Source organism: Streptosporangium sp. NPDC051022 (assembly GCF_040683035.1).
Classification (GTDB): domain Bacteria; phylum Actinomycetota; class Actinomycetes; order Streptosporangiales; family Streptosporangiaceae; genus Streptosporangium.
On record NZ_JBFBCF010000007.1, the window covers coordinates 171,681 to 195,673 of the forward strand.

A 23,993-nucleotide genomic window follows, 5' to 3' on the forward strand; every position below is an offset into this window, starting at 1 on the left:
GACCCCTCCTTCGGCGGGTAGGGGCAGTGGAGCACGGTTCGAAGGGCATCCCGTGACCGTGACGGGCCCACGACCCCCGGAAAGAGCACGTACGGCCCCCGCGGGAACGCCGCGGGGGCCGCGCGAACCTCCTACAGGCCGTACTCCTTGACGATGCGCTCGTGCCGCTCGACCTCGACGTCGATGGCCTTGGCCAGGTCGAGCCAGGCCAGCGGGTGGACCCAGCGCTCGGTCGCGTCGTCGAGCAGGGCGTCCACCTCGACCGGGGCGACCTCCGGCGGAACCGCGATCCAGCCGAACACGCCGGGCAGCCTCTCGCCCGAGGTCGGGTGCGTCACGGTGTAGTTCTCGTCGCTGTAGACCCACATCGGCCAGCCGCGCTCGGCCATGACCTCGTTGAACTCGGTCCAGTCGGCCTCGCTGGGCGCCGCGCCGTCGAAGAACCAGCTGGTGTAGCCACCGGGACGGAGCATGCTGACCGCGGCGAACGGCGGGATGAAACCCTCCTGCTCCTCGGCGCTCTCCGGGATCGGCTCCAGCAGCTGCGGCTCGAAGACGACCAGGTCACCGGCGTTGTAGTCCATGCCAGGAGGCTGCGGAATGGCCAGGCGGGCCGTGGCCGGGCCCGTCCGCAGGCTGATGACCGAACGCTGGCTGCCGTCGGGGGCGGGCAGGATGATGCGCACCAGGCCCATCTCCTCCTCGATCGGCCCCTCGGTGGACTGCAGCGGCATGCCCAGCTTGGTGGTGCCCGCGCGGACGGTCTCCCAGTCCTCGGCGGCCGTGGCCATGGTGATCATCCGCCAGATGTCCTCGTGCTCGATCTCCTCGGAGTCGAGGAGATCGCGCAGGATCGCGGCGCCCTTGGTGTTGTCGCCGTTCTGCTGCACGGCGGCCGACCACAGCCGGCTCGCCTCGATGCCGGCGCCGGCGGCGACCGCCGCCTCCCCCTCGGCCGCGGCCTGCTCCCAGCGCTCCCTGGCGCGGTGCAGGCGGCCGAGGGCCAGGTGACGCTGGGCGTCGGGCAGTCGCTGCGCCATCTGCTCGAGACGCTCGTCCTGACGGGCCTCGATCAGCAGCCCGGTGAGGTAGGAGACGTCCTGCGGATCCGCGGTCTCGATGGCGCCCGACTCGACCAGCATGGTCCAGTAGATGTCGGCGCCCCTGGCCGGATAGCCGAGGAAACCCAGCGTGGTGGTGTGCCTGCGGGTCGCGGGCAGGTCCTGCCCCGACAGCGGGGTCAGCCAGGCCACCCAGCGCTCGGGGTCGGCGTTGAAGCCGTCGGCGGCGTCGAAGGAGCCGACCAGCTCGGCCTCGGGCCCCGGGGCCTCCGGCTCGACGACCGCGTCGGCGGCGGCGCGCAGCGCGGCGATCCGCTCGGCGACGTCACCGGGGTTCCTGAGCTCGCCCGCGGCGGACTCGGCGAGGTCCGCCAGCAGCCGGGCCTGCCAGACCCCCTGCCTGCTGACCGCCAGGTCACCGGCGACGAGCGCCAGCTCGGCCCTGGCGCGGTAGGCGCCCATCATGGCGAAGTAGTCGATCCACTGCTTGAGCACCCGGCCGAGCTGCCAGGTGTTGGTGATCCGCCCCGACGCGGCGAGCTCGCGGACGGCCCGCCCCCACTCGCCCCAGACACGCGGGTGGTCGCCGACCACGTCGAGGTCGGGCAGGGCGTCGACGGACTCCTGCGCCCTGCCCAGGGTCGCGAGCACGAGCGCGCGCAGCACGCCCTCGCGGTGCGCCTTGGCGACGGGGTCGTCCGGCTTGAACTCGGTCGCGGCGTCAAGCGCGGTGAGCGCGTCCTCCGCCCGGCCCGCCGCCAGGAGCGCGCGGGCCGAGGCCGCGCCCAGCTCCCAGCTCGCCTCACGGTCGGCGGCGCCCAGCTTCGTCACGGCGGACTCCGCGTAGGTGACCGCCTCCTCGGCGCGGCCCGCGTCGACCAGCGCGGCGACGTACTGCTCGGCCAGCCCGGCGAAGGCCAGCGAACCGGCCTCGACCTCGACGGCGCTCAGGGCCGCGAGCCGCTCCGCCGCGTAACCGGGACCGTCGGTGTTCGCCTGGGCGAGGGCCAGCGCGGCGACGGCGCCGGGGGCCCCGGGGCAGTCACGGACGTCCTCGCGCCCGGCGAACTCGACCAGCGTCTCCGCGTCGGCGATGGCGACCGCGCCCTGGGAACGGTCGCCGATGCGGCCGATCAGATGCCAGTAGCGGGCGTAGAACTCAAGCCAGGGCAGCTCCAGGTTCTGTGCCTGCTGCGCGATGGCCGGCGCGAGCACGTCGAGCTGCGAGTATCGGCCCTCCAGCGCCTGTGCGGGCACGTCGCCGATCGCCATGGCCAGGCCGGTGTTCCCGGTTTCGTGCAGTTGCCGCTGGGTGTCGCCCACCCAGGCCCAGATGTCCACGTCCATGAGACGTCAGTCTGCCAGGTCGGCGACCATGCCCCAAACGACTCGGCTATCCCGCTGGACAGAGCGATTCGAGCAGTTCAGCGAAGTTCGTCACATCCGACCGTGAAGGCACCGCTGAGACGCTGCCGAGACACCGCCTGAACACCGTCGGAACACCGCCGGAACGCGGTGCACGGGCCTGCCCGAGGACCGGTCCAAAGGCCGGTCCGGGGCCCGGGGTCGCTCAGAGGGTCAGCTCACCCGAGGCGATCAGCACGGCGGGGCCCGCGAGATAGCTGGTGTTCCCGTCGAGGGTGACGGTGACCGTGCCGCCCGGCACCTCGACCGTCCAGGTGCCGACGGTCTCTCCGGCCAGGCGTGCCGCCGCCACGGCCGAGGCCACCGCGCCGGTGCCGCAGGAACGCGTCTCGCCGGAGCCGCGCTCGAAGACCCGCATCACCACGCGGCGCTCCCCCACCGGGTTGAGCAGCTCGATGTTCACCCCCGCGGGGAAGACCGCCGGATCGAAGCCCGGCTGGTGGGTCAGGTCGAGCTGGGCGACCGGATCTCCGATGACGCAGGCCAGGTGGGGGTTGCCCATGTCGACGTGGACACCGGAGTACCGCCGGCCCGCCACGGTCGTGACGCTCTCGCCGAACACCCGGGGCGGCCCCATGTCCACGGCCACGTCACCGGTCCGCTCCAGCCGTACGCGCTTGATCCCGCCTCTGGTCGCCACCCCGAACTCACCGGCCTCGGCCAGCCCCGCGTCGACCAGGTAGCGGGCGAAGACCCGGACGCCGTTGCCGCACATCTCGGCGACGCTGCCGTCCGCGTTGCGGTAGTCCATGAACCACTCGGCCGCATCGGCCTGGTCGGCGACCTCCGGGCTGAGCTTCGTCCGCATCACGTGCAGGACCCCGTCGGCGCCGAGGCCCGCGCGGCGGTCGCACATCGTGGCGACGAGCCTGGCGGGAAGCTCCAGCTCACCGTCGGGGTCGGGGAGGATCACGAAGTCGTTCTCGGTGCCGTGCCCCTTGACGAATCGCATGCTCCAACCCTATCGGCCCCGCCCGGGGCCGATTACCGGCGCACCCTCGCCAGTGCCCTGCCGAGCAGGTCGGGCTCCTGCTGGGGCAGCCAGATCACCCGGGGGTCGCGGCGGAACCACGACTCCTGGCGGCGGACGAACCTCCGGGTCGCGCGGATCGTCTCCTCCTTGGCCTGTTCCTCGCTCCACTCGCCCTCCAGGAAGCGCAGCACCTGGGCGTAGCCGAGCGCGCGGCTGGCCGTACGGCCGCCGGCGAGTCCCCGGGCGGCCAGCTCCCTGACCTCCTCGACCAGCCCGGCCTCCCACATCCGCTCGACCCGGACCGCGACCCGCTCGTCCAGGACGTCCCTGGGCACCTCGACCCCGAGCTGAACGCTGTCGTAGACCGCCTCGTACGACGGCATCGTGGCGGAGAACGGCCGCCCGGACAGCTCGATGACCTCCAGCGCGCGGACGATCCTGCGGCCGTTGCCGGGAAGGATCGCGTCGGCGGCCTTCGGGTCGCGCTCACGGAGCCGCTCGTACAGCGGAGCCGTGCCCACGCGTTCGAGTTCCGCCTCCAGCCTGGCCCGGATCTCCGGGTCGGTGCCGGGAAACTCCAGGTCGTCGAGCGCGGCCCGCACGTAGAGCCCGGATCCGCCCGCCAGGATCGGCACGACCCCCCGCGCCCGCAGGTCGTCGATCAGCGGCCGGACCAGCGCCTGGTACTCCGCCACGCTCGCGGTCCTGGTCACCTCCCAGATGTCGAGCAGGTGGTGCGGGACCCCGCGCCGCTCCGCCGGGGAGAGCTTCGCTGTTCCGATGTCCATTCCTCGGTAAAGCTGCATGGAGTCGGTGTTGATGACCTCGCCCCCCAGTTCGAGGGCGAGATCCACGGCGAGATCGGACTTTCCGGCCGCGGTGGGACCGATGACGGCGATGACTGGTGACTGGCACACGGTGATAAGTGTGTCAACTCCCTGGGTATGCATGGGATGACGATGCTTCGTGGCATCGGATCGGGGGACTCACCTATGTCGATCTTCGACAAGGTCAAGAGCATGCTTGGCGACCACAGCACCAAGGCAGAGGAGCTTGCCAAGCAGGGCATCGACCAGGCAGCGCAGACCGCCAAGGAAAAGACAGGCGGCAAGTACGACAACCAAATCGATTCCGCCGCGGAAAAGGCCAGGGAAATGGCCGACAAGATCGACGGTCAGACCGACACGTCACAGGCCCCTGGACAGACCGACACGTACGGCACCCAGAACGACACGCCTCCCGCCTCCGGGCAGAGCGATCCGTACGGAAACCCGGACGACCGGCAGGGCCGGACGGACACGCCTCCCGCGTAGGGCGGCGACCGGCCCGGAAGGCGCCTTTCCGAAGGCAGGGCGCCATCCGGGGCGTCAAGGGTCGAACAGGCGATCCGGCAGGGGCGACGTGGGACCCGCCCGGCGAGAACCCGGGGGGACCACGCGCCCACTGCCCGCCGTACGGCCCGGCACGGCGGCGTGGCCGCTCAGTCCCAGTCGAGGGTCGGCTGCAGGTAGCCCTCCAGGGTCAGCAGCCACCGTTTGGACTCCACACCCTCTCCCCCGCTGAACCCGCCCAGCCCGTTTCCCGCGACCACCCGGTGGCAGGGGACGATGATCGGGATGGGGTTGGCTCCCATGATGGATCCGATCGCCCGCGCGGGCACGCCGGTCCCGCTCCGCGCGGCCAGTTCCCCGTAGGTCACGGCCTTGCCGTAGCCGACCGTTCCGTACAGCGTGCCCAGCACTCTGCGCTGCACGGACGAGGTCAGCCGCCAGTCGACGGGGACGCCGAAGACCCGCAGCCTTCCCGCGTAGTATTCGGCCAGCTCGCCCAGCACGGGAGCCGTCCTGGCCGGATCGTCGACCTCGGCCAGCCCGAGCCTGTCCAGCAGGCGTTCGCGGAGCGCGTCGTTCCGGTGGATCCAGCCGACCCCCGCGACCCCGTCCTCCGTGACGGCGGCGAGCATGTCCCCCAGCGGCGTCGGAACACTCCCGAACGCCACGGTTCCTACCATATGGACTGTGTCCCTTCGTGAGCTCGTCGTCCTCGGCACCTCAAGCGCGGTCCCCACCCGCCACCGTAACCACAATGGGTAGAACCTTTCTTAGAGTAAGAACTCCCTGCGGATCGGCATTCCTCCCGTTCCGTGTGGTGCCCCCTAGATCTCACCAGACGTGAAACCCCGGAGCGCCGCCGATCGCGGTGCGAAAGCTACGGCGGCGGGGCAGACTGGAGAGGTGAACACTCGCTCGCGGTACGCCAGTCACCGTGTGTATCTCGTACCCGTCGACCTGGCCGAGTTGACGGGCCCCGTCACGGGCGTCGTGGAGCTTCCCACCCACCTGGACTGGTCCGAACAGCATGTCTACGATCTGACCGACGAGAGCCAGCTCGGGCTCATGTACGAACGTGTGATCCGCGAAGCTGTTCACCCTGACGACCTGCGTGCGCATCTGAACGGCGCGGTGCTGATTCGCATATGGCCGCGCCTGTACCTGCCGGTCCAGGCCAAGCAGGCGTGGGAGGCCCGCTTCCGGGATCTGGTGCGAGCGGCATAGGGCTGCCCATGGAACCGCTGCACGAGCTCGCCACCCGGATCGGCCTGGCGTCGACGGAACGTTTCGGTTTCGCACTCGCCGGTGGCTACGCCGTACAAGCTCACGGCTTTCTCACCCGCCGTTCCGAGGACGTGGATCTGTTCACATCGACCGGCGGAGACTTCGACGCCGCGGTCGCCGCCGCCCTTGCGGCCTATCGTGATGCGGGACTGAAGGCTGAGACGACGCTCGAGAGCCCTGGTTTCGCCCGCCTGCTCATTACCGATGGTGACGGGCACGCCGTAAAAGTCGAGATGGGCGTGGACTGGCGCGCCCATCCACCGGTCAGGCTGGAGATCGGCCCCGTGCTCCATCCGGACGACGCGGTGGGAAACAAGGTGGCCGCTCTCTACAGCAGAGCCGAGGTCCGGGACTTCGTCGACGTGGATGCGGTCCTGCGCAGCGGCCGTTACAGCACCGATGACCTGACTCGTCTGGCCACGGATGCCGATCCGGGGTTCGACACGGTAATGTTCGCGACCGCCCTGTCCGCCCTGGACCGCATACCCGATGGGGCACTGGCTCATCACGGTCTCAACGACGAGGAGATCTGGCGACTCCGCGAGCGCTTCCGGCAGTGGGAAAGCACTCTCTCCTGACCGCCGGTGAGACGACAGGGCCCGGTCACTCCTTGTCACAGGTGACGCGACGGCTTTCGTGGTGGCCAGGTGGGAACACCTAGCATCGACCTCGTGTCCCTTCGTGAGCTCGTCGTTCTCGGCACCTCAAGCGCCGTCCCCACCCGCCACCGTAACCACAATGGATATCTCCTGCTCTGGGATGGTCAGGGCTTTCTGTTCGATCCAGGGGAGGGGACCCAGCGTCAGATGCTCCTCGCGGGCGTCGGCTCCCACGACATCACCTGGATCTGCGTCACCCACTTCCACGGCGACCACTGCCTGGGCGTTCCCGGAATCGTCCAGCGCGTCGCCAGGGACGGGGTCCTCCACCGGATCGGGGCGGTCTATCCCGCGAGCGGCGAGACCTACTGGCGGCGCCTGCGCCACGCGACCGCGTTCGCCGACACCTCGGTGATCACCGAGCATCCCGTCTCGGGAGAGCACGCCCGGCTCGACGCCGGGCCCGTGACCCTCACCGCCCGTCCGCTCTCCCACCCCATCGAGTCCTACGGCTACCGCGTCGACGAGCCGGACGGTCACCGGATGCTCCCCTCGCTGCTGGCCGAGCGGGGGATCACGGGCCCGTCGATCGGCGAGCTGCAGCGCACCGGAACGGTGGTCGCCCCCGACGGCACGACGGTCACCCTGGAGGAGTGCAGCGCGCCGCGTCCCGGCCAGAGCGCCGCCTTCGTCATGGACACCAGGCTGTGCGAGGGCGTGTTCGCGCTCGCCGCCGGGGTGGACCTGCTGGTGATCGAGTCCACGTTCCTGTCCGGCGAGTCCGCGCTCGCCGAGCGGTACGGTCACCTGACCGCCGCCCAGGCGGGCCTGGTCGCCGCCGAGTCCGGGGTCCGCCGTCTCGTCCTGACCCACTTCTCGGAACGCTACGTCGCCGACGACGAGCCCCGCTTCCTCGACGAGGCCCGCCGGTCCTTCGGCGGGGACATCGTCCTGGCCCACGACCTGACACGTGTCGCCGTCCCCCGCCGCGTCACGACCTGAGCGGGCGCGCGGCGGGGCCCGGCGGGCTCACGGCGTGCCGGACGGCTATGTGAGCCCGGCGACGAAGTAGCCGACGCCGTACGGGGCGCCGTCGTAGAGGATCCTCCCGGTGAGGGAGCCGCCCGCCCCGGCGAGGACCCGCAGGGCCGCCCGGCCCGCGACCCACAGCTCCGCCGCCTCCCGCGGATCGAGTGCGGGAACCTCCGCCCTGGACAGCGCCTCGACGATCGCGGCGTTGTACGGCTCGGCCCCGGCGTCCAGATATCCCGGGGCCTTCTCGGTGAGGCGGGCGGATCCGTCGGCCATGACCAGCATCGCCACCCTGCCGGGCCCGCCCGCCAGCCGCCCGCCCAGCGCGGCACAGGTCTCCTCGGAGGCGTCGAACGGCACGGCGTGGAACTCCGCGGCGGCCAGGCCCGCCCTCTCCAGCAGCCAGCGGCCGATCGTCAGGGAGAGCGGCAGCACCGGCTCGCCGTCGCCGACCCGGACCCCGGCGCCCCAGGGCGCCAGGCTCCCGGCGGCGTCCGCGCCGTAGGCTCCGGCCCGGTCGGCGCCGCCGACCACCACGATCGCGTCGGGCGCGGCGTCGCCCAGGGCGCCCAGCGCGGCGGCGCAGGCCGCCCTGAGCTCGTCGAGCTCGGGGGCGGCGGCACCGGCCAGCTCGGGAACCAGCAGCGGAGGATGCGGGCACACGGCCGCGGCGGCAAGCACCTCGACAGACTAACGTCGCCCCGGCCTCGGCGGGCCCACGGGGCGTCCGCGCCGGGGCGCGTCCCGGGGCGGACGCCGGATCCGGCCAGGGCCTCACATCCCGGCCAGGACCTCGGTCCCGGCGAGGCCCGCCGGTCCCTCGCGGAGGACGGACGCCGTGTTCTCCGGTTCTCCGGGAAACCCTCCCCCGGCCCCCGCGGGTGCACCAAACTGACCGCAACGAGGAATCACTCGGCGTCACCGTGAGGAAGGGCGACTTGTCATATTCCGGGAAGCCGACGTTGCTGTCGTGGGCGTGTGTTCTGGCGGGCACGGCCGTGATCGTCGGCGCCGCCGGGTTCGGCGTCCGGTTCGTCGCGGGAACAGCGCCGGACCCGCCGCCGTTCGTCCCGGCCCCGGCCGACGCCGCCTCTCCCGGCGTTTCCCGCCGGATCTCTCCCGGCCTCACGGGTTCGCCGGAGAGAGCCCGCGTGCGTCCCCCCGCCCCACCGGCCGTGCTCGTCCCGCCCGCGGGACGGCCGGCGGACCGGGCGGTGGAGCGACCGGCCGACCAGGCGGTGGAGCGGTCGGCTGATCGGGCGCCGGAGCCGTCGGCGGAGCGGGGCCACCGGGTGGGACGGGCGCCGAAGCCCATGCCCCGGACTCCACCGGTCAGGCCTCCGGCCCGGCGTCGTCCGGTCCCGCCCGGACCCGCCTCCGCGCGCCCCGACCCCTGCGCGGCCTTCGGCGACTTCCGCCGGGCCTACTGCCGCGCCGTACTCGACCGGCTCACCGGACGCTGACCCGCGCCGGTCCGGCCGCGAGATCCCGGGATCCGGACCGGAGCCCGCCGGGGCCGCCGCTCAGGAGCGGACGGAGCAGCCGGAGGTCTCCTGGACGGCCGGGTCGGCGGGACGGCCGATCGTGGGCATGCCGAGCATGACCCCGGAACCCGGGGCGGCCGGCGCGGCCTGCCTGGCCTCCCAGGCGTCGCCCGCGCGGGTGCGGCGCAGCTCGAAGGCCGGTCCGTCCGCCACCAGGTGGTGGGGCGCCGCGTAGGTGACCTCGACGCGGACCATGTCGCCGGGGCGCGGGACCTCCGCGCCGGGGGTGAAGTGGACCAGGCGGTTGTCCGGGGCGCGCCCCGACAGTCGGTTGGTCGCCTCGTCCTTGCGGCCCTCGCCCTCGGCGACCAGCACCTCGAGCGTCCGGCCGACCTGCTTCTTGTTCTCCTCCCAGGAGATCTCGTTCTGCAGGGCCACGAGACGCTCGTAGCGCTCCTGCACGACCTCCTTGGGAACCTGGTCGTCCATGGTGGCGGCGGGGGTGCCCGGCCGGATGGAGTACTGGAAGGTGAAGGCGTTGGCGAAGCGCGACCGACGCACGACGTCCAGCGTGCCCTGGAAGTCTTCCTCGGTCTCGCCGGGGAAGCCCACGATGATGTCGGTGGAGATGGCCGCGTCGGGCATGGCCGCGCGGACCCGCTCGATGATGCCCAGGTAGCGCTCGGCCCGGTAGGAGCGGCGCATCGCCTTGAGGATCCGGTCGGAGCCGGACTGCAGGGGCATGTGGAGCTGGTGCATCACGTTGGGCGTCTCGGCCATGGCCGCGATGACGTCGTCGGTGAACGCGGCCGGGTGCGGGCTGGTGAAGCGGACCCGCTCGAGGCCGTCGACGTCGCCGCAGGCCCGCAGGAGCTTGCCGAAGGCGAGCCTGTCGCCGAACTCCACCCCGTAGGTGTTGACGTTCTGGCCGAGCAGGGTGATCTCCAGCACGCCCTGGCCGACCAGGGTCCGCACCTCGTTGAGCACGTCGCCGGGGCGGCGGTCCTTCTCCTTGCCGCGCAGCGACGGCACGATGCAGAACGTACAGGTGTTGTTGCACCCGACCGAGACCGAGACCCACGCGGCGTACGCGGACTCCCGCTTGGTCGGCAGCGTGCTCGGGAAGGTCTCCAGGGACTCCTTGATCTCGACCTGGGCCTCCTGCTGGACGCGCGCCCGCTCCAGCAGCACCGGCAGCGAGCCGATGTTGTGCGTGCCGAACACCACGTCCACCCAGGGCGCCCTGCGGACGATCTCCCCCTGGTCCTTCTGCGCCAGGCAGCCGCCGACGGCGATCTGCATGCCCGGGTTGCCGATCTTCGAGGGGCGCAGGTGCCCGAGATTGCCGTAGAGCCGGTTGTCGGCGTTCTCCCGCACGGCACAGGTGTTGAACACGACCACGTCCGCCGTCCGCCCCTCGGGCACCGGGACGTATCCGGCGTCCTCGAGAAGGCCCGACAGGCGCTCGGAGTCGTGCACGTTCATCTGGCACCCGTAGGTACGAACCTCGTACGTGCGGGCGCTCTCCACGGTGGCAGTCATCTCAAGACAAGGGTAGGCGCTCCGCCGACCTCCGGGTACGGCCCGCACTTCCCGCACCCTGAGTGACGAATCGGCAACCCTCCGTCAAACAAATCGCTAAGCTGGGCTTCCGAAGCCGCATGCGAGAACGAGACTCGCCCGACGGCTGAGAGGGGTGGGCCCCGCAGTGGCGATGCCCGCGCAGACCTCGGAGGCGCCCGTGAAGGCCGGCAAGCCGCACAGGAAGGCGACGTCGACGAGCGTCCGGGGCACCCCCGGCGAGCTCGGTGTCGACGAGTGGTTCGAGCTCAACTCGCGTGACGACGGCAGTCGCTACGAGCTCATCGACGGGAACCTGATCGTGTCCCCGGCGCCGTCGTTCGGACATCGGCGCCTCGGAGATCGGCTCCGGGCCTATCTGGAGAGCGTCTGCCCGAGGGAAATGGTGGCGGTCACGGCGACCGGCCTGCTGCTGGACCGTAAGCCGGGCGTCATTCCCGACCTGATGGTGGTCGACAGGGCTCCCTTCGAGGAAGACGCGGAGGTGGCCCGGGCGGAATGGGTGCGCCTGGTCGTGGAGATCGTCTCCAGATCCGCCACCGCCACGGACCGCCGGATCAAACACACCAAATACGCGGAGGCGGGCATCCCACATTTCTGGCGCATCGAAATGAGGCCCTTCCGCGGACAGGGCAACGAGAAACTCTCCGTGATCTTCGCATACGCACTGGAAGCGAACAACGAGTACCGGCTCACCCACCGGATCGGCGCGGGCTCGACCCTTGAGCTGACGGAGCCGTTCCCGCTGACGCTCGTTCCGGCCGTTCTCACCGAGATATGACAGAAACACGACGAATCTTTACCCGGAGCAAGCATGCTGTGATCTGATCGGTACCTCAGGGTTAGCCCGAGGTGCCGGTTACAGATTTACGTTGTGTTTCATGACGAAGAACGGGGAAGCGACTCCTCTGGTCGTCCTTTCGGGCGTGAACAAACACTTCGGCAACCTGCACGTCCTGCGTGACATCGACCTGACGATCTCCAGGGGAGAGGTCGTCGTCGTCATCGGCCCCTCGGGGGGCGGCAAGTCGACCCTGTGCCGGACGATCAACCGGCTGGAGAGCGTCGACAGCGGGACGATCACCTTCGACGGGCGGCCGCTGCCGGCCGAGGGCAGGGCGCTGGCCGGTCTGCGGGCCGAGGTCGGCATGGTGTTCCAGTCCTTCAACCTGTTCGCGCACAAGACGATCCTGGAGAACGTCACCCTCGGGCCGGTCAAGGTGCGGGGCCTGGCCAAGTCGAAAGCCCAGCGGCTGGGCATGGAGCTGCTCGAAAGGGTCGGCATCGGCTCCCAGGCGTCGAAGTATCCCGCGCAATTGTCGGGAGGCCAGCAGCAGCGCGTGGCCATCGCCCGCGCCCTGGCCATGGACCCCAAGATGATCCTGTTCGACGAGCCGACCTCCGCGCTGGACCCGGAGATGGTCCAGGAGGTGCTCGACGTCATGATCGGCCTGGCCGCCGAGGGCATGACGATGATGGTCGTCACCCACGAGATGGGGTTCGCCCGCCGCGCGGCGGACCGGGTGGTGTTCATGGCCGACGGCCAGATCGTCGAGGAGAACACCCCCGAGGCCTTTTTCACCTCCGCCCGTACCGACCGGGCCAAAGACTTCCTCTCCAAGATTCTTACGCACTAGCGGCTCACCCCATTTCTTCACGGAAGACGAGGTAGCAGAATGCGTGTCCATCGTTTCGGAGCCGCGGTGATCGCGGTGGCGGCCCTGGCGGCCGGGCTCACCGCGTGCAGCAGCGGGAACGGCAAGTTCGTGGTGGGCATCAAGTTCGACCAGCCGGGCATGGGACAGAAACAGCCCGACGGCTCGTTCAAGGGATTCGACGTCGACGTGGCGAGGTACGTCGCCAAGGAGCTCGGCTACAGGGACGACCAGGTCGAGTTCAAGGAGGCCGCCTCGGCCAACCGTGACGCGTTCATCCAGCAGGGTCAGGTCAACATCGTGGTCGCCACCTACTCGATCACCGACGCCCGTAAGAAGAAGATCGGGTTCGCCGGGCCGTACCTCGTCACCGGCCAGGACATCCTGACCCGCGCGGACGACACGACCATCAACGGCGTCGACGACCTGAAGACCAAGAAGGTCTGCGGCGCCCAGGGATCGTCCTCGCCCAAGCTCCTGGCGGACAAGTTCGGCGACGCCTGGAAGAGCCAGTACCTCACCGAGCAGCCGGGCTACGGCGCCTGCCTGCCGCTGCTGGAGAACAAGCAGGTCGACGCGATCTCCACGGACGCGACGATCCTCGCCGGATTCGCCAGCCGGTCGCCCGGCAAGTTCCGCCTCGTCGGCAAGCCCTTCTCCGAGGAGAAGTACGGCGTCGGCCTGAAGCTGGAGGACAAGGACACCCGCGAGAAGATCAACAAGGCCATCGAGAAGATGGACGGCGACGGCAGCTGGAAGAAGTACATCGACGCCAACTTCGGCGAGTTCGGCAACTTCTTCACCACGCCGCCCGCCGTCGAGCGCTACTGACGGTCCGTCCCGGCCGGGACATGGGCGTCCCGGCCGGCGGACCACTGGAGGAATGCGTGTACGCACTCTTCGAGGAGTTCCGGGTCATCCTGGAAGCCTTCTGGCTGACGATACGGCTCACGCTCGCCAGCGGGCTCACGGCGCTGATCCTCGGGACGGTCCTCGCCGCGATGCGGGTCAGCCCGCTGCCCGTGCTGCGCGGGATCGGCACCGCGTACGTGAACATCCTGCGGAACACCCCGCTGACCCTGGTCGTCGTGTTCTGCGGGCTGGGGCTCGGCCTGGTCCTGGACGTCTCGTTCTCCACGAGCCTGTCCACGAACTACCTCTGGCTGTCGATCATCGGCCTGTCCGCCTACACGGCCGCGTTCGTCTGCGAGGCCATCCGGGCCGGGATCAACACGGTGCCGCTGGGCCAGGCGGAGGCGGCCCGCGCCATCGGCCTCACCTTCCTCCAGAACCTGCGGCTGATCGTGCTGCCCCAGGCGCTGCGCGCGGTGATCGCCCCGCTGGGCAGCATCCTGATCGCGCTGACCAAGAACACCACGATCGCCGCCGCCATCGGCGTCGGGGAGGCGTCCCTGACGATGAAGACGCTCTTCGAGGCGCACGGCGACGCGGTCGTCCCGATCTTCTTCGGGTTCGCGCTGGGATTCCTGGTGCTGACCCTGCCGACCGGGCTGCTGTTCACCTGGCTCTCCAAGCGGCTGGCGGTGGCCCGATGAGCATCCTGACCACCGAGTCCCGGCAGGCCCGCCGTCGCGCGGACGCCCCCGATCGGGCCGGCGTCCTGTACGACGCGCCCGGCCCCCGCGCGCGGGTGCGCAACGCCGTGCTGACGGTGCTGGTCGTCGTGGTCGCGCTGCTCGCCGTCTACACGATGGTGGCCAAGCTGGATGAGAAGAACCAGCTGGACGCCGCCCTGTGGACGCCGTTCCTGCGCGGCGACGTGTGGCTCAACCTGATCCTGCCCGGCCTGCTGAACACGATCAGCGCCGCCGTGGTCGCCTCGCTGATCGCGGTGCCGTTCGGATTCGTCTTCGGCATCGGACGGCTGTCCGAGCGCGCGTGGATCCGCGTTCCCGCGGGCGTCGTGGTGGAATTCTTCCGGGCGATCCCGCTGCTCATCATGATCTTCACGGTGATGTACGGCGGCAGCGCGGTCTTCGGGCTCACCGTGACCCCGTTCGCGGCCGTGGTCGTCGGCCTGGTCCTGTACAACGGGTCGGTGCTGGCGGAGATCGTGCGGGCGGGCATCCAGGCCGTCCCGCGTGGCCAGGCGGAGGCGGCTCTCGCGATCGGGCTGCGCAGGGGGCAGGTCATGCGGATGATCCTGCTGCCACAGGCGGTCACGGCCATGATGCCGGCGATCGTCGCGCAGCTCGTGGTGCTCCTGAAGGACACCGCCCTGGGATTCATCGTCGCGTTCGAGGAGCTGCTGAACGCGGGCGCGCGCGTGCTGCCGTCCAACTTCAACAACATCATCCCCGCGGTGATCGTCATCGCGATCATCTACATCATCATCAACCTGGCCGTCGGCGCCGTCGCCACGTGGCTGGAGCGGCGCAGCCGCCGCAGTCGCAGGACCACGGCCCGGCCGGTCGAACCCCCGGGAGCGGTCGTGGTACCGGGACCGACCCCCGGCGTCTCCGCGGTGGACTAGTCCGCGCGGTGGAGCCACCCCCCACGCCGGGCCGCGGAGGCCCGGCGGCGTTCCAGAACGGGCACCGCGTTTCCGGTGCCTGGGAAACCCCGATCATCACCGTTTGAGAGGGTGCCTTCGATGGCCGTGGAAAACGAATTTCCGCATGTCGCGCGGGATGAGTGCCATACCGGCGACAGGCGGCGGGTTATCGGGCAGGATGGCGCCATGTCCCCCGAGCAGGCCGTCCAGCCGCACGGCACCTGGCCCTCTCCGATCTCCACCACCGGTGTCGCCCGCTCCGGGCTGCGTCTCGGCTTCCCGACAGTGTCGGGCGCGGAGATGTGGTGGAGCGAGGACCGCCCCCTCGAGGGCGGGCGTACCACGATCGTGCACCAGGACTCCGACGGCACGCGCCGGGAGCTGCTGGCCGCCCCGTGGAACGCCAGGACCCGCGTCCACGAGTACGGCGGGCGGCCGTACGCCCTGGTCCCCGGCGGAGGAGTGGTGTTCGCCAACCTCGCCGACCAACGGCTCTACCTCCTGCTCCCCGGCGCCGAGCCCGAGGCGATCACGCCCGAACCCGGCCACGAGTGCGCCCTGCGCTACGCCGACATGGTCGTCGCCGACGGACAGGTCTGGTGCGTCCGCGAGCGGCACCACGACGACGGCAAGATCAGCCGCTCGATCGTCTCCCTGCCGGTGCGCGGCGGGGCGGAACCGCTCGAACGGGTCACCGGAAGCGACTTCTACGCCGGTCTCACGCTGTCCCCCGACGGTGAGCACCTGGCGTACGTCTGCTGGGACCACCCCCGTATGCCGTGGAACGGCACCGAGCTGCGGGTGACCCGGCTGGCCGACGGCGCGACCCGGACACTACGGGGCGGACCGGCCGAGTCGGTGCTCTCCCCCCGGTGGCGTGACGACCGGCACCTGTACTTCGTCTCCGACAGCTCCGGCTGGTGGAACCTCTACCTCGTCGAAAGGGACGGCTCGTCGTCCCGGGCGCTCTGCCCGCTCCAGGAGGAGTGCGCCGGGCCACTGTGGCAGCTCGGCGGGCTGCCGTACACCCCGCTGGCCGACGGGCGGATCGTCCTGCTGCACGGACGGGGAGACATGCGGCTGGGCATCCTCGACCCGGACAGCGGTGTGCTGACCGATCTGGACACGCCCTACGGCGGCTGGCATCCGTCGCTGTCCTCGGACGGGCACTCGGTGGCCGTCATCGCCTACGGCGCGGCGGTGCCCCGCTCCGTGGTGCGGGTGGACACCTCGACGGAGCGGGTCGAGGAGTTCCGCCGTGACGTCGGCGAGCTGCCCGACCCCGCCTACCTCCCGGCCCCCCGCACCGTCGAGTTCGCGGGCCGGTCGGGGCGCCGGGTGCACGCGATCGTCTACCCGCCGTCCAACCCGCGGGTCCGCGGTGAGGGCGCTCCGCCGTACGTCGTGTTCGTCCACGGCGGGCCGACCTCGCACAGCCTCAGCGCGCTCGATCTGGAGAAGGCCTTCTTCACCAGCAGGGGCATCGGAGTCCTCGACGTCAACTACGGCGGCTCGACCGGGTACGGCCGCGCCTACCGCGACCTGCTGCACGGCCAGTGGGGAGTGGTGGACGTCGAGGACTCGGTCGCCGCGGCCGAGTGGCTGGGCGCCGAGGGCCTGGCCGATCCGCGCCGGATCGCGATCAGGGGCGGCAGCGCGGGCGGCTGGACGGTCATGGCGGCCTGCTGCTCCTCGGACGTGTTCGCGGGCGGCGTATCCTACTACGGGGTGAGCGCGCTCGCCTCGTTCGTCGCGACCACCCACGACTTCGAGTCCCGCTACATCGACTGGCTGGTCGGCCCGGAGGACTCCGGCCTGTACGACTCCCGCGAGCCTCTCGGCCGGGTCGCCGGGGTGACCTGCCCGATGCTGCTGCTGCAGGGCCTGTCCGATCCGGTGGTTCCCCCCGCGCAGTCCCAGACCTTCGCCGACGCCCTCGCCGAGCGCGGCGTGCCCTGCACCTACCTCACCTTCGAGGGCGAGGCCCACGGCTTCCGCCGCGCCGAGACCCGCAGTGCGGCGCTGGCCACCGAGCTCGCCTTCTACCAGCAGGTCTTCCGCGTCTGACGGCCGTACCTCCCGTCTCGCGCACCGGCCGTCAGGCGTACGGCCACGACCACGCGCGAGGCGGGAGGGCCGTCCCGCCCGCCGGAAGGCGGCCCGCTCCGCGGGCGCGTCGCGCCTGGCCGGTGTCCTGTGGACTCCGCGCCACCGTCGAGGTGGCAACGTTCGGATTAACCTTCACCCGATCACCTTCCGCGATCTTTCCGCGAGGAGACGATGAGCGCATGCCGGGACGCGTTCTGAGATGGGCGGGCGGTGTCCTCTTCGCAGGAACCGCGGTCGGGATGGGTGTCCGCTTCTCCCGGGCCGGGCTGGAAGAGGCCGGCCAGTGGGCCGGTGTGATCGCCGCGTTCGTCGCCCTGGCCGGGCCGGCCCTCGCGCTCCCCGGCGGTTCCACCGCCTCCCTCGACGGCGCCTCCCTCGACGGCGCCTCCCTCGACGGCGCCTCCCTCGACGGTGTCGACCGTACCGGTCCGGTTCCGGTTCCGGCTCCGCCCGCCGACGGCACGGCGGCGCCGGAGGCCGCGGCCACCGCCGGGATCGTTCCAGACGGACCCGTTCCGAGCGGATCACCTCGGGGCGGGGACGCCTCGGGCCCACGCGGGACGGTCACCTTGGGCTCACCCGGGACGGACGCCTCGGCCGGGCAGGCCGCCCCTTCCTCGGGAAAGGGGCCTCGGTGACCCGCTCGTCCCACAACGAGATCAACGGCGGCCTCTTCTTCTCCGCGGTGATCCAGGGCCGGAACATCACCCTGCAGCTGCCACCGCAGGTGATCCCCGCGTTGCACGCGCCCCCGGCGCCCTCCCCCGCGTTCACCGGCCGCGCGGACGATCTGCGCGTCGTGCTGGACACCCTCGCCCCCCGGCCACCGGCCGAGGGCGGCCTCGTCCCTCCCACCGAGGGGACGGCTCCCATCGGCGGGACGGCCCTCGTCGACGGGATGGCGCCCGTCAGCGGGATGGCACCCGCCGGTGGAGCGCCCCCCACCGGCGGGGCGGTTCCCGCTCCCGCCGTGGTGGTGACGGCGGTGGGCGGGATGGGCGGGGTCGGCAAGACCGAACTGGCTCTGCAGGCCGCCCACACCGCCCTGCGGATGGGCTGGTTCCCCGGCGGAGTGCTGTTCGCCGACCTGTTCGGCTACGACACCGCCCGCCGCCGCGACCCCGGCCAGATCCTGGACGGCTGGCTGCGCGACATGGGCGTCCCCAACGAGCACATCCCCTCCACCCCGCAGGACCGGGCCCGGCTGTACACCTCCGTGCTGGCCGTCTACGCCCAGAAGGGCAGGCGGATCCTGGTGGTGATCGACAACGCCTCCTCCCACGAACAGGTCCGGCCGCTGCTGCCGTCGGACGGCGTCACGGCGGCGATCGTGACCTCCCGCCACACCCTGGGCATGCTCAGCGCCCGCCTGCTGGATCTCGACGTCCTGGCCCCCGCGGACGCGGTGACGCTGCTCGAACGGACCCTGCAGGTCTCACGGCTCGGCGACAGGCGCATTACCGACCATCCCGAGACCGCGCTCACACTCGCCCGGCTGTGCGGCGGCCTGCCGCTGGCGCTACGGATCGTCGCCGCACTGCTCGCCGTGGATCCCACCTGCTCTCCGGCGGAGATCGTGGCCCGGCTGAGCGGGGCGGACTCCCGGCTGGAGCAGATGGAGTACGACACCGACCTCCCCGTGGACGCCGCAGCGGACCCGCCGTACCGGTTCGCCGTGAGCGCCACGCTCGACCTGTCCTACCAGCACCTGGTTCCGGAACAGGCCAGGCTGTTCCGGCTGCTGCCGCTCAATCCGGGTCCGGAGATCTCCACCGACGCCGCCGCGATCCTGGCCGGTCTCGAGCACGCCGCCGCCCGCCGCCTTCTGGAGGGACTGGCCCGGGCGCATCTGATCGAACGTGGCAGCGCCTACGGCCGATGGCGCATGCACGACCTGGTGCGCCTGTTCGCCGACCGGTACGGCCGCGCCCACGCCGGCCCCGACGAGCGCGTCTCCGCACTGACCACGCTGCTGGAGTACTACCTGTCCGGCGCGATAGCCGCCAACGGTCATCTCGACGACACCTTCGACGACCCGGTGACCGACGCCTTCCCCGGCCGTGACGAGGCACTGGCCTGGCTGGATGTCGAATATCCCAACCTGGCCGCCGCCGTCCCCTTCGCCGCGGGCAACGGCCACCACCTCATCGCCTGGGCACTGCCCATGGTGCTGGCGAAGTTCTTCGGCTGGCGGCGGCTTCTCAACGACCGGGTCACCCTTACCGGCCACGCCCTCCACGCCGCCCGCCACCTCGGTAACCGGCACGGCGAGGGCACGGCCCTGAGCCACCTGGGCATCGCCCTGCGGCAGCTGCGGCGCTTCGACGAGGCCATCTCCACCTGCCGGCAGGCCGTTCGGATACTGCGCGAAACCGGAGACCGGAACGGCGAAGGCCAGGCGCTGAGCAACCTCGGTGACGCCCTGTGGGAGGCGCGCCACTTCGACGAGGCCATCACCACCCACCGGCAGAGCGTCGAGATCCACCGGGAAACGAACGACCGCCACGGTGAGGCCTCGGCGCTGAACAGCCTCGGTGACGTCCTGCAGGAGGTACGCCGCTTCGACGAGGCCATCACCGCCCACCGGCAGGCCGCCCACCTCTACCGTGAGACCGGAGACCGCCACGGCGAGGCCGGCGCGCTGAACAGCCTCGGCAACGCCCTGGGGCGGACGGGACACCCGGGCGAGGCCATCACCGCCTACCGGCAGGCCGCCCGCGTTTTCTACGAGACCGGTGACCGGCACAGCGAGGGCGCCGCGCTGAACAACCTCGGCGGGGCCCTGCGAGTGGTGGGGGCCCTCGACGAGGCCGTCACCGCCCACCGGCACGCCCTGCGCGTGTTCGAGGAAACCCACGACCGGCACAGCGAGGGCGTCGCGACGAACAACCTAGGCAGCATCCTGCGAGAGGTGGGAGCCCTCGACGAGGCCGTCACCGCGCACCGACAGGCCATCGACATCTACCACGAAACCGGCGACCGCCACGGCGAAGCCCAGGCACTGATCAACCTCGGCATCGCCCTGAGCCAGGCGAGGCGGTTCGACGAGGCCGTCACCACACACCGACAGGCCATCGACATCTACCACGAAACCGGCGACCGCCACGGCGAAGCCCAGGCGCTGAACAACCTCGGCATCGCCTTGGGCCAGGTGAAGCGGTTCGACCAGGCCATCGCCACCCACCGGCAGGCCGCGACCTTTTACCACGAAACCGGCGACCGGTACGGCGAGGCCGGAGCGCTGACGAATCTCGGGAACGCCCTGTTACAGGTGATGCGCTCGGCCGAGGCCGTCGCCGCGTGCCGACAGGCCACCGACGCCTACCGGGAAACCGGCGACCGTCACGGCGAGGCCAAGGCGCTGGGCAATCTCGGCATCGCCCTGGGCCAGGCGGGACGGTTCGACGAGGCCATCGCCGCCGTCCGGGGCGCCGCCGTCATCTTCCGCGAGACCGGCGATCGGCACAGTGAGAGCATCGCGACCAACATCCTCGGAAGAATCCTGGAGGCACAACGCTCCACGGACGGCTCCTGACCAACGTGGATGTCCCGGAGGCAGAGAGGCACGGCGTTCCACAGACGGCTCCTGGCCGACCTAGGTGTCCCGAAGGCAGAGAGGCACGGCGTTCCACGAACGGCTCCTGACCAACGTGGATGTCCCGGAGGCAGGGAGGCACGGCGTTCCACGGACGGCTCCTGACCAATGTGGACGTGCCCCACCCGGACAGTGAGCCGGAGAGGCGGAAGCCGCCTTCATCGCGAGACCGGCCCCGGCGGTCGCCCAGCCCCCGGGAGAGCTCCCCGGCGTCGACCGGGACCGAGACCGCCCGCTCCGCCTCGCCCGCCCGCCGGCCGCCCCTCGCCACGGCGAAGACCCGCTTGACCTCCCGGCCACGAAAAGCCCGGGCTTCCCGGCCGAAACCGGGTGGTTCGCGGCTCACGGCCCCGCCCAGCGGTTGGAGGGCCCCGTGCCGCCACCCCACGCCCCGGAGCGGTCCCGCCATACCGGCTTGGTCATCACCGGCCCGATCACCGTGGCGAGCCCCGCCGGGCGAATCCGGAGAACACGACGAGGGACCGTTCCACGTCTCCTCCCCGCCCTGAAGAACGAGGCGTCCATGCTGCAGGAACATGGTGACAGGCCCTATCGGGCGAACTCCGTGGCGCGAGACTCGCGGACGACCGTGATGCGGATCTGGCCGGGGTAGGTGAGCTCCTCCTCGACCTGCTTGGCGACGTCGCGGGCGATCACCTGGGCCTGGATGTCGTCGATCGAGTCGGGCTTCACCATGACCCTGATCTCCCTGCCGGCCTGCATGGCGAACACCTTCTCGACGCCGTCATAGGAGGTGGCGATCTCCTCCAGGCGCTCCAGCCGTTTGACGTACGCCTCCAGCGACTCTCGCCGGGCACCCGGGCGTCCCCCACTTATCGCGTCGGCGGCCTGCGTGAGGACCGCTTCGACGGTCCTGACCTCGACCTCGTTGTGGTGGGCCTCGATCGCGTGGACCACGTCCTCGTGCTCGCCGTACCGCCTGGCGATCTCGGCGCCGATGAGCGCGTGGCTGCCTTCGACCTCGTGGGTGAGCGCCTTGCCGATGTCGTGCAGAACCGTGCAGCGCTTGAGCAGCACGGGGTCGAGACGGAGCTCGGCGGCCATGATGCCGGCGAGGTGGGCGGACTCGACCAGGTGGCCGAGCACGTTCTGACCGTAGGAGGTGCGATAGCGAAGCTGTCCGAGCAAGGTGATCAGTTCGGGGTGCATGTCGGTGATGCCGAGCTCGACCAGCGCGTCCTCACCCGCTCGCACGCACAGGTCCTGGACCTCTGCCTTGCTCCGTTCGTGAGCCTCCTCGATGCGCTGGGGGTGGATGCGCCCGTCGAGGACGAGTTTCTCCAGCGTCAACCGGGCCGTCTCCCTGCGGACCGGGTCGAAGCATGACAGGAGCACCGCTTCGGGAGTGTCGTCGATGATCAGATTGACCCCGGTGGTCGACTCGAAGGCACGGATGTTACGGCCCTCGCGGCCGATGATGCGGCCCTTCATCTCGTCGCCGGGCAGGTGCAGAACGCTGACGACGGACTCGGCGGTCTGTTCGGTGGCCACACGCTGGACCGCCAATGTGACGATCTTGGTGGCGCGCTTCTCCCCCTCCTTGCGGGCCTGGCCCTCGATCTCTCTGACGATCAGGGCGGCCTCGCGCTTGGCCTGGTTCTCGATCTCCTTGACCAGCTCGGACTTCGCCTGATCCCCGGTGAGCCCGGCCACCCGCTCCAGGACGGTTCTACGCTCCTGGGCGAGCCGGTCGAGGTCCTCCCGGCGGTCGGCGAGCTCGGTCTCCGTCTCGGCGAGTTTGCGGGTGCGATCCGCCTGGCGTCTGGCCTCCTCGTCGAGGCGCTGTTCCCGCTCCGCCAAGCGCTTCTCCCTGCGCTCCAGGTCGGAGCGGAGCTCCTTGAGCTCGTACTTCAGGCTCCTGCTCTCCGCCTCGGCGTCCTTACGTAGCTCGGCCGCGGCCTCGACGGCGGCCTCCGACCTGCGCAGCAGGTCTCCCGCGTCGTTCTCGGCCTTGGCGCGGATCTCCGCGGCCTCATGCCTGGCCTCGTCCAGCTCGGCCTGGAGCCGTGCCTCCTGCTCGGGGGAGGGACCGTTCGGCTTTCCCTGCGTCACCCCGGCGCGACGCAACAACATGATCAGCGCGGCTATCGTCACCACGGCGAGAACCGCGACCGCAACCGTCAAGGTGACGACCACAACCGAATTCATGCGCGCCCCGCCCTCTTCGCGTCGCCGATATCAAGCACACGAGGAGTCACATCCACGGCACGGAAAGTCCAAGTGATGGCGCCACCAGGACAAATATCGATCCGAGATCGGCACCACGCCGACCCTCCCGCCGGCCCGCCGCCCATCCGTATCCATCAGCTTGTTCGTCCGCAATTCACCGTTATGACAATCCGCGCTGCGCGGAGTAACTCCTCACTGCCGTCGAGGTTAAGCGTCAAAGAGGTAACGGGCAAGCAAAGAACCGCTGGGAAAAGCCCGAACGCGAGGGAACACCGCTTCCTCCTGACACGACACGACCGAACGGCATGCTCACGCAACCGGCCGGCCGCCATCCCCACCATTACCTACGGTGACGGCACCCGTCTTCGCCGAACCAACCATTCCCCAAAGATGCGAGAACAACACCAACAGTCACGAAGCACTCTTGTCAGTCATCGAGTCAGTCATCGGGGTAATCGAAGTCGTCGGAAGGAACGGAATTCTCCGCCTCTTCACTCTCAAGCGCCTCACGGATCACACGGAACGCCAGCCCCGGACCGTATCCCTTCCGGGCGAGCATGCCCGCCAGTCTCCGGGTCCTGACCGTGGAGTCCAGCCCTCGGGTCGACGACAGTTTCCTCTCCACCAGCCTGCGCGCCGTCTCCGCCTCCTGCTCGGGGTCGAGCTGCTCCACCGCCTCCTTGACGATGTCCTCGTCCACTCCCCGGTGGCGGAGCTCCGAGGCGAGCGCCTTGCGGGCGAGCCCCCGCCCGGCGTGGCGAGAGCTCACCCACACGGCGGCGAACGCCTCGTCATCGATGAGGCCGACCTCGGAGAAGCGCTCCAGTACGGCATCGGCCGCCTCCTGCGGCACCTCACGCTTGCGCAGCGCCTCCGCGAGCTGGGCCCGGGTGCGCGGCGCCATGGTCAGCAGCCGAAGGCAGATCGCCCGTGCCACCGCCTGCGGATCGGCATCGGGTCCCCGGCTCGCCGGAGAACCCTCGACCGGCCCGTCCGGCGGCATCCCACGCCCTTCCCTGGACCGTCCGGCCCGCCGGGCCCCACGAGCTTCCCCGACCGGGGTGTCCCCGCCCCACGCGGCGCCGTCCCCATCGTCGCCTCGACCGGTCTCGTCCCGACCTGCGCCGTCTCGGCTTCGCCTCCCCCAAGTCCCCCTGTC

General features: G+C 70.7%; 21 protein-coding genes. 13 read left to right on the top strand and 8 right to left on the bottom strand.

Features of this window, described 5'->3' with window-relative positions; all coding sequences use genetic code 11:
• Positions 1 to 131: 131 nt before the first annotated feature.
• From AB0N02_RS15345 to miaA, 3 genes are all read right to left on the bottom strand, one after another.
• Positions 132 to 2,408: a tetratricopeptide repeat protein gene (locus tag AB0N02_RS15345; RefSeq protein WP_363946182.1), complete on the bottom strand. Its 2,277-nt coding sequence runs from the start codon at positions 2,406 to 2,408 to the stop codon at positions 132 to 134.
• 223 nt (positions 2,409 to 2,631) lie between these two features.
• Positions 2,632 to 3,438, bottom strand: a complete 807-nt coding sequence (dapF, locus tag AB0N02_RS15350) for a diaminopimelate epimerase (RefSeq protein WP_363946184.1) — start codon at positions 3,436 to 3,438, stop codon at positions 2,632 to 2,634.
• Positions 3,439 to 3,470: 32 nt separating this feature from the next.
• Positions 3,471 to 4,376, bottom strand: a complete 906-nt coding sequence (gene miaA, locus AB0N02_RS15355; RefSeq protein WP_363946186.1) for a tRNA (adenosine(37)-N6)-dimethylallyltransferase MiaA — start codon at positions 4,374 to 4,376, stop codon at positions 3,471 to 3,473.
• Between the two features lie 75 nt (positions 4,377 to 4,451).
• Between miaA and AB0N02_RS15360 the strand changes: the two genes are divergently transcribed.
• Positions 4,452 to 4,772, top strand: coding sequence for an antitoxin (locus tag AB0N02_RS15360; RefSeq protein WP_363946188.1), 321 nt, complete (start codon positions 4,452 to 4,454; stop codon positions 4,770 to 4,772).
• 167 nt (positions 4,773 to 4,939) lie between these two features.
• Here the strand turns inward: AB0N02_RS15360 and AB0N02_RS15365 are convergent, their stop codons facing one another.
• Positions 4,940 to 5,458 carry a methylated-DNA--[protein]-cysteine S-methyltransferase gene (locus tag AB0N02_RS15365; protein ID WP_363946190.1) on the bottom strand — a complete coding sequence of 173 codons (519 nt, stop codon included), beginning with the start codon at positions 5,456 to 5,458 and terminating at the stop codon, positions 4,940 to 4,942.
• Between the two features lie 235 nt (positions 5,459 to 5,693).
• Here AB0N02_RS15365 and AB0N02_RS15370 point away from each other — a divergent pair, with 235 nt between their 5' ends.
• From AB0N02_RS15370 to AB0N02_RS15380, 3 genes are all read left to right on the top strand, one after another.
• The gene (locus AB0N02_RS15370) at positions 5,694 to 6,014 is read left to right on the top strand and encodes a hypothetical protein (protein WP_363946192.1); all 321 of its coding nucleotides are present in this window, start codon (positions 5,694 to 5,696) and stop codon (positions 6,012 to 6,014) included.
• 8 nt (positions 6,015 to 6,022) lie between these two features.
• On the top strand, positions 6,023 to 6,652 hold the full coding sequence (locus AB0N02_RS15375) for a nucleotidyl transferase AbiEii/AbiGii toxin family protein (RefSeq protein ID WP_363946194.1): 630 nt from the start codon (positions 6,023 to 6,025) through the stop codon (positions 6,650 to 6,652).
• Positions 6,653 to 6,745: 93 nt separating this feature from the next.
• Positions 6,746 to 7,675, top strand: a complete 930-nt coding sequence (locus tag AB0N02_RS15380) for a ribonuclease Z (protein WP_363946196.1) — start codon at positions 6,746 to 6,748, stop codon at positions 7,673 to 7,675.
• A gap of 45 nt (positions 7,676 to 7,720) precedes the next feature.
• On the opposite strand, the gene AB0N02_RS15385 is transcribed toward AB0N02_RS15380, so the two are convergent.
• Positions 7,721 to 8,386 (bottom strand): hypothetical protein, encoded by a 666-nt coding sequence (locus tag AB0N02_RS15385; protein WP_363946198.1) that lies wholly within the window; start codon positions 8,384 to 8,386, stop codon positions 7,721 to 7,723.
• Between the two features lie 257 nt (positions 8,387 to 8,643).
• Here AB0N02_RS15385 and AB0N02_RS15390 point away from each other — a divergent pair, with 257 nt between their 5' ends.
• Complete coding sequence (locus tag AB0N02_RS15390; RefSeq protein WP_363946200.1) at positions 8,644 to 9,168, top strand: hypothetical protein; 525 nt, start codon at positions 8,644 to 8,646, stop codon at positions 9,166 to 9,168.
• Between the two features lie 60 nt (positions 9,169 to 9,228).
• Here the strand turns inward: AB0N02_RS15390 and miaB are convergent, their stop codons facing one another.
• Complete coding sequence (gene miaB, locus AB0N02_RS15395) at positions 9,229 to 10,731, bottom strand: tRNA (N6-isopentenyl adenosine(37)-C2)-methylthiotransferase MiaB (protein WP_363946202.1); 1,503 nt, start codon at positions 10,729 to 10,731, stop codon at positions 9,229 to 9,231.
• Between the two features lie 199 nt (positions 10,732 to 10,930).
• Between miaB and AB0N02_RS15400 the strand changes: the two genes are divergently transcribed.
• The 8 genes from AB0N02_RS15400 to AB0N02_RS15435 all read left to right on the top strand — a co-directional run bounded on the left by AB0N02_RS15400 (position 10,931) and on the right by AB0N02_RS15435 (position 20,584).
• Positions 10,931 to 11,551, top strand: coding sequence for a Uma2 family endonuclease (locus AB0N02_RS15400; RefSeq protein ID WP_363946203.1), 621 nt, complete (start codon positions 10,931 to 10,933; stop codon positions 11,549 to 11,551).
• A gap of 100 nt (positions 11,552 to 11,651) precedes the next feature.
• Positions 11,652 to 12,407 carry an amino acid ABC transporter ATP-binding protein gene (locus tag AB0N02_RS15405; RefSeq protein WP_363946205.1) on the top strand — a complete coding sequence of 252 codons (756 nt, stop codon included), beginning with the start codon at positions 11,652 to 11,654 and terminating at the stop codon, positions 12,405 to 12,407.
• Between the two features lie 39 nt (positions 12,408 to 12,446).
• Complete coding sequence (locus tag AB0N02_RS15410; protein WP_363946207.1) at positions 12,447 to 13,256, top strand: glutamate ABC transporter substrate-binding protein; 810 nt, start codon at positions 12,447 to 12,449, stop codon at positions 13,254 to 13,256.
• A gap of 56 nt (positions 13,257 to 13,312) precedes the next feature.
• A complete protein-coding gene (locus AB0N02_RS15415) occupies positions 13,313 to 13,981 on the top strand; it encodes an amino acid ABC transporter permease (RefSeq protein ID WP_363946209.1) in 669 nt (222 codons plus the stop codon).
• The gene (locus AB0N02_RS15420; protein WP_363946211.1) at positions 13,978 to 14,919 is read left to right on the top strand and encodes an amino acid ABC transporter permease; all 942 of its coding nucleotides are present in this window, start codon (positions 13,978 to 13,980) and stop codon (positions 14,917 to 14,919) included. The genes AB0N02_RS15415 and AB0N02_RS15420 overlap by 4 nt, the downstream gene beginning before the upstream one ends.
• Before the next feature lie 207 nt (positions 14,920 to 15,126).
• Positions 15,127 to 17,007: a prolyl oligopeptidase family serine peptidase gene (locus tag AB0N02_RS15425; RefSeq protein WP_363946213.1), complete on the top strand. Its 1,881-nt coding sequence runs from the start codon at positions 15,127 to 15,129 to the stop codon at positions 17,005 to 17,007.
• A 221-nt stretch (positions 17,008 to 17,228) separates the two neighbouring features.
• Positions 17,229 to 17,687 (top strand): hypothetical protein, encoded by a 459-nt coding sequence (locus AB0N02_RS15430; protein ID WP_363946215.1) that lies wholly within the window; start codon positions 17,229 to 17,231, stop codon positions 17,685 to 17,687.
• On the top strand, positions 17,684 to 20,584 hold the full coding sequence (locus tag AB0N02_RS15435) for a tetratricopeptide repeat protein (RefSeq protein WP_363946217.1): 2,901 nt from the start codon (positions 17,684 to 17,686) through the stop codon (positions 20,582 to 20,584). The genes AB0N02_RS15430 and AB0N02_RS15435 overlap by 4 nt, the downstream gene beginning before the upstream one ends.
• Positions 20,585 to 21,193: 609 nt before the next feature.
• Here AB0N02_RS15435 and rny read toward each other — a convergent pair.
• Positions 21,194 to 22,813 carry a ribonuclease Y gene (gene rny / locus AB0N02_RS15440; RefSeq protein ID WP_363946219.1) on the bottom strand — a complete coding sequence of 540 codons (1,620 nt, stop codon included), beginning with the start codon at positions 22,811 to 22,813 and terminating at the stop codon, positions 21,194 to 21,196.
• 460 nt (positions 22,814 to 23,273) lie between these two features.
• Positions 23,274 to 23,837: a recombination regulator RecX gene (recX, locus tag AB0N02_RS15445; protein ID WP_363946221.1), complete on the bottom strand. Its 564-nt coding sequence runs from the start codon at positions 23,835 to 23,837 to the stop codon at positions 23,274 to 23,276.
• Positions 23,838 to 23,993: the final 156 nt, after the last annotated feature.